We start from the raw sequence: 5,922 nt of genomic DNA, 5'->3' as shown, positions 1-5,922 counted from the left end.
TCCAGTCAGGGTGTTTCTTTAGCCTGTGTTAAAAAAGTGACATGAGTACAGTAGTTAGTATCAAATAAGTTGCTTTTGTGTTTTTTTTGAGCGTATCAAAAATTTTGCCTTTCAGTATCAAATGATTTGCCGCGCAATACGCTTCCCACTCTTCCCAAGATAATACAATGCCAAAATGCGGGACGGGAACGTCATGGCCATCCACCGGATTGGTGCCCAGCGCCTGCTGCGCGAGCCGTTTGTGCTGGTCACACCGCCGGGTATGAAAGGAGATGATCCGCTGGCGCTGCTGCGCGCCGCGCCGTTTATCCGTTATGATCGCACGTCGTTTGGCGGCAGGATGGTCAGTCAATTTTTGTGTCGCGAGCGCCTGACGCCAAAGATCGCGCTGGAAATCGATGAGATTGACGCGATTGTGCGCATGGTGGAGCATAATCTTGGCGTGGCCCTGGTGCCGTTGGCGGGGCAATGGCGCGAGCGTGCCGAACGCGTGCGTGTCGTGCCGCTGGGGGAGTCGTTGACTTTTTATCGTAAATTGATCGTGGTCATGCGCTACAGCTGGCGTCAATCGCCGCTGCATCAGCTTATAACCGATTTCCTGCGTGCCGCTGCGACAGAGGCCCAAACCGGTTAACGCGCGATGGGTCGGGTTGCCTGACGGCCCGGTAAGGGTGGGGCGCTGAGCGGCTGTTCCGGGCACGCTACCCCCCGCAACGCGACCCCCCGCGATGTCGTACGCGCGATTCCCGCAGCACGATTCCACGTGAGGCCGTGCACGCTAATCTCACACGCGACCCCACGCCATGCCGTGCGCTAACCCCGCAGCACGGCCTCGTGTAATTCCCCCAGCCAGCGCTGCATATGCTGGTGCCGGCCTATCCAAAGGCTTTCCGCTTTTTCCACACTGACCTGCTCGAAGCGCAGGCTATCGCCGGGTTTTTGCTGCCCCAGCCGGGCCAGATCGGCCCGAATAACGGTGGCGATTTTGGGGTAGCCGCCGGTCGTCTGTCGGTCGTTCATGGCGATAATCGGCTGCCCGTTACCGGGGATCTGAATACTGTCGCGGGAAATGGCGTCGGATACAATATTGAATCCCTGCAAGTGAGGCACTGGCGGTCCACTCAAGCGGTAGCCCATCCGATCACTTTCACCGCTGACGCGGTACTCGCCGGCGAGAAAACACGCCAGACCGGCCTGACCAAAATGCCCCTGCTGCGGCCCCGCAACCAGCCGGCCTGGCAGGCGTTCGCGCTGGGGCATGAGCCGCTGCGCCGGCTGGCTGGCCTGACGCGGCACGGTGCCGGGCGTTGCCGCCAGATAGCCGCGGGCGCCGCTGCAAGCGCGAATCACGCGCAGCGTACTGCCCGGCAGCATGATGTGGCGGCAGTGGGTCGATAGCGGCCTATCGTCAAGCGTCAATTGCATATCGCCGGTCACGGCGAAACGGCACGGCGCGGTACCGGTCAGGCGCAGGGTTGCGCCGGTCAGGGTAAATTCCAGCACGCCCGTCGAGACCTGATTACCCACCAGGGCATTGGCGATGCTGGAACTCATCTCATCCATGGCGCCCGAGGGTGGCACACCGCAATCTTCAAAACCAAACCGTCCCTCGTCTTGCACGGTGGTATAGACGCCGGGGGTCAGTACTTCTAAACCATTCGCCATTATTGCCATGTCCAGTCGGGAAGATAATCGCCTTGCGCCTGCAGACGTGTAAAGGTGTCCGCGCAGACTGGCGTAAAACGGATACGGTCGCCGGTGCTGAATAAAAACGGCATCTCGCGATCCGGGACGCGGTGTACGGCCGATCAAATGCCAGCCGCTGGGCGCCTTCACCGAACCGACGGCGGTCTGTATACCGCCGATGCTGATGCTGCCGGCCGGGGTTTTCAGGCGCGGTGATTCCCGGCGTGAGGTATGCAGGCGCGGATCCAGACCGCCGAGATAGGCAAAGCCGGGCATAAACCCGATCATGTATACCCGGTAGAGGGCCGCGCTGTGCAGGTGTATCACCTGCTGCGGTGTGAGATGGTGCAGCGCCGCCAGGTCCGCCAGATCCACGCCGTGCCCCTGACTCTGGCCGCCAGCGCGGTGACCCGTTGATTGATCTGTTCATCGATGACTTCCCCGAAGTCTACGCAAACCGCCTGATCGGCTATGGGCAAGATGCGCCCCGAAGGGGTATTTAGGCTTTGTCGCACGCGAATATCCTGTTTTGCCCTACATGAAAGCGCAGAGCTTTATTCAGCGGGTGTTTTTGGAATACTTTTGGCATACCGAAAAAAGGCTGTCAATGCACAGCGTTTTTCCTAAGCCAGCTAATAGGCAAGAATGATGCCAGCGTGTCGCATACGGCCAACCGGGAGACAAAAAAGCATGTTAATCGATTTGAATAGCGATATGGGCGAGAGCTTTGGACCGTGGACGATGGGGGATGATGCACGCATGCTGGAGATCGTCAGCTCGGCGAATATCGCCTGCGGCTTCCACGCCGGGGATCCGGAGGTGATGCATAGCACGCTGAGCCTGGCCCATGCTCAGGGCGTCGGCGCGGGCGCCCATCCCGGTTTTTATGATTTACAGGGGTTTGGCCGTCGGCAAATCCTTGGGGATAGCCCGGCGCAGATAGAGCGGCAGATTATTTATCAAATCGGCGCCCTGCAGGGGCTGCCCAAAAGCGTCGGCATCCCTTTGCGGCACGTCAAAACCCATAGCGCACTAGGCAATCTGGCGGCGGAGGATCCCGCGCTGGCGCAGGCGGTGGCCCGGGCGATATATCGTGGACCGCGACTTGATCATGGTGGTCATGCCCGGCATGGAAACCGAGAAGGCGGCGCTTAAGCTGGGATTGCCGCTGGTGCGCGAGATTTATGCCAATCGTGCCTATGCGGATAACGGCAATTTGCTGTCGCGCAGACTTGACGGCGCGGTGTTGCACGATCCGCAGCAAGCGGCGACGCGTATTTTGCGCATGCTGGAGCAGCAGGCCATCACGACGGTGAGCGGACGGACATTGCCGTCCCGCATCGACAGCATTTGCGTGCATGGCGATACACCGGGCGCGGTGGCGGTGGCCGCGGCATTGCGCGCGGCTTGAGGGACAAGGTTTTACCATCGCGCCGATGCAGGCGGTGCTGGCGGCGGGCGGCTAACGTTAGGATTGGCGGTGATGGGGAGCGCGTCAGGGCTGCCGGCGGCGCGGCCACACGTCCGGGTTCACCAGCGAGGCGGGCGGCTCCCCGGCGAGCACGCGCAAAACCCCGTCCCCCGCCGCGTTTGCCATGCGCGTCATCGCCTGTTCGGTGGAGGCGGCGATATGCGGCGTCAGCACCACATTGGGCAGGCTGAGCAGCGGATTGTCCAGTAAAACCGGTTCTTGTTGAAACACATCCAGTCCCGCGCCGGCGAGGGCGCCGCCTCATCCACCAGCACGCCGCGGCTGGTATTGATGAGATAGGCCGACGATTTCATCTGTGCCAGCGCCCGCGCGTCGATGATATGGCGCGTTTCCGGCAAGGACGGGAGGTGCAGCGAAACGATGTCGCTGTTCGCCAGCAGCGCGGACAGGCTGTCGGCCTGACGTAAACCGGCGGCGATATCCGCCACCGGGCGGCGGGTCAGCACCTGCACCCGCATGCCCAGCCCGCGGGCCAGCGTGGCCGTCGCGCGGCCGATGGCGCCAAACCCGATAACCCCTAGCTGGGCGTCCTGGAGCTCGCGTAGCCCCCCCCCTCATATTTAAAGGCAAAATGACCCGCGCGCTGAGCGCTGTCCGCGGCGGGGATCCGTTTGATCAGAGCGAACATCAGCGCCAGCGCATGTTCGGCCACCGAGCGGGTATTCATTTCCGGCGTGTTGAATACCGCGATGCCCAGGGCATCGGCGGCGTCGACATCGATACCGTCAATGCCGACGCCGTGGACGCCGATTGCACATGAAAGAAGGCAACTGCGCCATTTCAGTGCGCGAAAATTGCCCACTGCGATAAATGGCCGCGACCACCCGATCGGCTGGCGCTTCACGGCAAGCCTGCGTACCGACCGCGGGCGTGATGCCATGTGCGCGCAGCCTTTCAATACCACAGGGGTGGATGGGCTGCGGAATAAGACAATATTTTTCCATATTAAACACCGCGCTCGGTTCTGGATGACGTCATGGCATTTTAATTGCATTCCCAGTGTATACCAAGGGAATTCCAAAGAAATGCCTGCGTAATCGATGTCAGTAAGGAACCATATGAACTCAAAAAATCACAGCTTTGTCAATGGCTTCCGGCTGGGTGCCGGCCGCAGTGTCGCGGTGGGGCTCACGTCCGGGCAGATTCTCGAGATTGAAAATATCCGGGGAAATCAGGTGGTTGATACCTGGGCGCTAACGCAGGCGAATGTGCTGGAATATTCTTCCATGGACCATACGCGCTCGGTAAACAGCAATCTGTTTTACCAACCCGGCGTGACGGTCGTCAGTAATCACCGCCGCCTGTTGTTCACGTTGATAGCGGACAGCACGCCAGGCTGGCACGATACGCTACTCTGCCCCTGTAATGCCGCGAATCTATCGTGAATTGGGCTGCCGCGATTATCACCACAGCTGTACCGATAATTTTCATGAGGCGCTGGCGGCGGAAGGGCTATCGCTGCCGTTTACGCCCGCCTCGCTGAATTTATTCATGAATGTGCCGGTTGCCGCGGACGGCGCCCTGGATCGGGTGCCGCCCCGATCGGTCGCCGGCGATACCCTGCGATATTTGGTTGGTGCTCTTCGCTTGCCCGCAGGATATCACGCCCATTAACGGCGCCGCGCGCCAACCCTCAGACATCGGGCTGTGGTGTGTGGGTGACGCCGCGGGCAGGGAGGAGACTGCATGAGCGAGTTGTCCGCGCCGCTGTTGCGGATCCGCGAGTTGAATAAGAGTTACGGTGATCTGCACGTCCTAAAGAATGTCGCCCTTGACGTCAACTCCGGGGAAGTGGTGTCCATCATCGGTGCCAGCGGTTCCGGCAACAGTACCTTTCTGCGCTGCTTGAACGTCATGGAAATGCCGCAAAGCGGTTTCATGGACTTTGAGTATTTTTCCTTTGATTTCCGCGAAGGCGCGCGCGCTCAGCCGACGCCGGCGCTATTAAAACTGCTGCGGGCCCGCATCGGCATGGTTTTTCAAAGCTACAACTTATGGCCGTATATGATGGTACTGGAAAATGTGATCGAAGCGCCGCTGCGGGTGCGTAAATTGCCGCACATGCAGGCCATTGACGAGGCGGAAGCGCTGCTTGACCGGGTTGGCTTGTACGAAAAACGGCTGCAGTATCCTGCGCTGCTTTCCGGCGGGCAACAGCAGCGGGTAGCCATCGCCCGCGCGCTGGCGATGAAACCGCAATTGATGCTGTTTGATGAAGTGACGTCGGCGCTGGATCCCGAGCTGGTGGGCGAGGTGCTGTCGCTGATGGCGTCGTTGGCGGAGGGGGGGGATGACCATGTTGCTGGTGACCCATGAGATCGCTTTCGCCCGCGATGTGTCGAGCCGGGTGCTGTTTTTCGATCAGGGCGTTATGGCGGAGGACGGCCCGCCAGGAAAAGTCCTTCATGATCCGGAAAGCCCGCGGTTACGGCAGTTTTTGCGTCGCATTTTACATCAGGACTTCCGCCAGGCATCCCCGGAGGCGCAGCCATGAATCAACTTTGGAGCGATATCGACACCTACGGTCTGGGTTTCCTGCAGGCCGGCTGGACCGTGCTGCTGATAACCGTCGCCACAATCATTTTAAGCTGGATCGTCGGATTCCTGTAGCGATGCAAAAGATTCTGGACTAATTTGCAGTCAATTCTGGACTCCTTTGAACTCTAAAAAATGGCTATTTTGGACAGTCCAGAATTGTTTGCAAAAACACAGGAGCACTTCATTTATTTTGAATGCTTGAACGG

At 59.7% G+C, this 5,922-nt stretch carries 5 protein-coding genes and 4 pseudogenes; 5 read left to right on the top strand and 4 right to left on the bottom strand.

Annotated features, from left to right (window positions below; all coding sequences use genetic code 11):
- Positions 1-139: 139 nt before the first annotated feature.
- Positions 140-214 (bottom strand): annotated as a pseudogene (locus ACMX3H_RS10070) (glyoxalase); the annotation flags it as partial.
- Here ACMX3H_RS10070 and ACMX3H_RS10065 point away from each other — a divergent pair.
- Positions 194-634, top strand: coding sequence for a LysR substrate-binding domain-containing protein (locus tag ACMX3H_RS10065; RefSeq protein WP_415210718.1), 441 nt, complete (start codon positions 194-196; stop codon positions 632-634). The pseudogene ACMX3H_RS10070 and the gene ACMX3H_RS10065 sit on opposite strands and share 21 nt — an antisense overlap.
- 179 nt (positions 635-813) lie before the next feature.
- On the opposite strand, the gene ACMX3H_RS10060 is transcribed toward ACMX3H_RS10065, so the two are convergent.
- Positions 814-2,061 carry a carboxyltransferase domain-containing protein gene (locus ACMX3H_RS10060; protein WP_415210717.1) on the bottom strand — a complete coding sequence of 416 codons (1,248 nt, stop codon included), beginning with the start codon at positions 2,059-2,061 and terminating at the stop codon, positions 814-816.
- 270 nt (positions 2,062-2,331) lie between these two features.
- On the opposite strand from ACMX3H_RS10060, the pseudogene ACMX3H_RS10055 reads away from it, so the two are divergent.
- Positions 2,332-3,097, top strand: a pseudogene (locus tag ACMX3H_RS10055) (LamB/YcsF family protein).
- Positions 3,098-3,181: 84 nt separating this feature from the next.
- On the opposite strand, the pseudogene ACMX3H_RS10050 reads toward ACMX3H_RS10055, so the two are convergent.
- Positions 3,182-3,675: pseudogene (locus ACMX3H_RS10050) on the bottom strand (2-hydroxyacid dehydrogenase).
- 20 nt (positions 3,676-3,695) lie between these two features.
- Positions 3,696-4,058, bottom strand: coding sequence for a hypothetical protein (locus tag ACMX3H_RS10045; RefSeq protein WP_415210716.1), 363 nt, complete (start codon positions 4,056-4,058; stop codon positions 3,696-3,698).
- Between the two features lie 178 nt (positions 4,059-4,236).
- Between ACMX3H_RS10045 and ACMX3H_RS10040 the strand changes: the two genes are divergently transcribed.
- The 3 genes and pseudogenes from ACMX3H_RS10040 to ACMX3H_RS10030 all read left to right on the top strand — a co-directional run bounded on the left by ACMX3H_RS10040 (position 4,237) and on the right by ACMX3H_RS10030 (position 5,672).
- Positions 4,237-4,563: an urea carboxylase-associated family protein gene (locus ACMX3H_RS10040; protein ID WP_415210715.1), complete on the top strand. Its 327-nt coding sequence runs from the start codon at positions 4,237-4,239 to the stop codon at positions 4,561-4,563.
- Complete coding sequence (locus ACMX3H_RS10035) at positions 4,544-4,792, top strand: DUF1989 domain-containing protein (RefSeq protein WP_415210714.1); 249 nt, start codon at positions 4,544-4,546, stop codon at positions 4,790-4,792. Before ACMX3H_RS10040 ends, ACMX3H_RS10035 begins: the two co-directional genes overlap by 20 nt.
- A 93-nt stretch (positions 4,793-4,885) precedes the next feature.
- Positions 4,886-5,672 (top strand): annotated as a pseudogene (locus ACMX3H_RS10030) (amino acid ABC transporter ATP-binding protein).
- Positions 5,673-5,922: the final 250 nt, after the last annotated feature.

The sequence above is a fragment of the Sodalis sp. (in: enterobacteria) genome, assembly GCF_047607725.1.
Lineage (GTDB): Bacteria > Pseudomonadota > Gammaproteobacteria > Enterobacterales > Enterobacteriaceae > JBLKSS01.
This window is presented reverse-complemented; position numbering and strand designations above follow the sequence as displayed.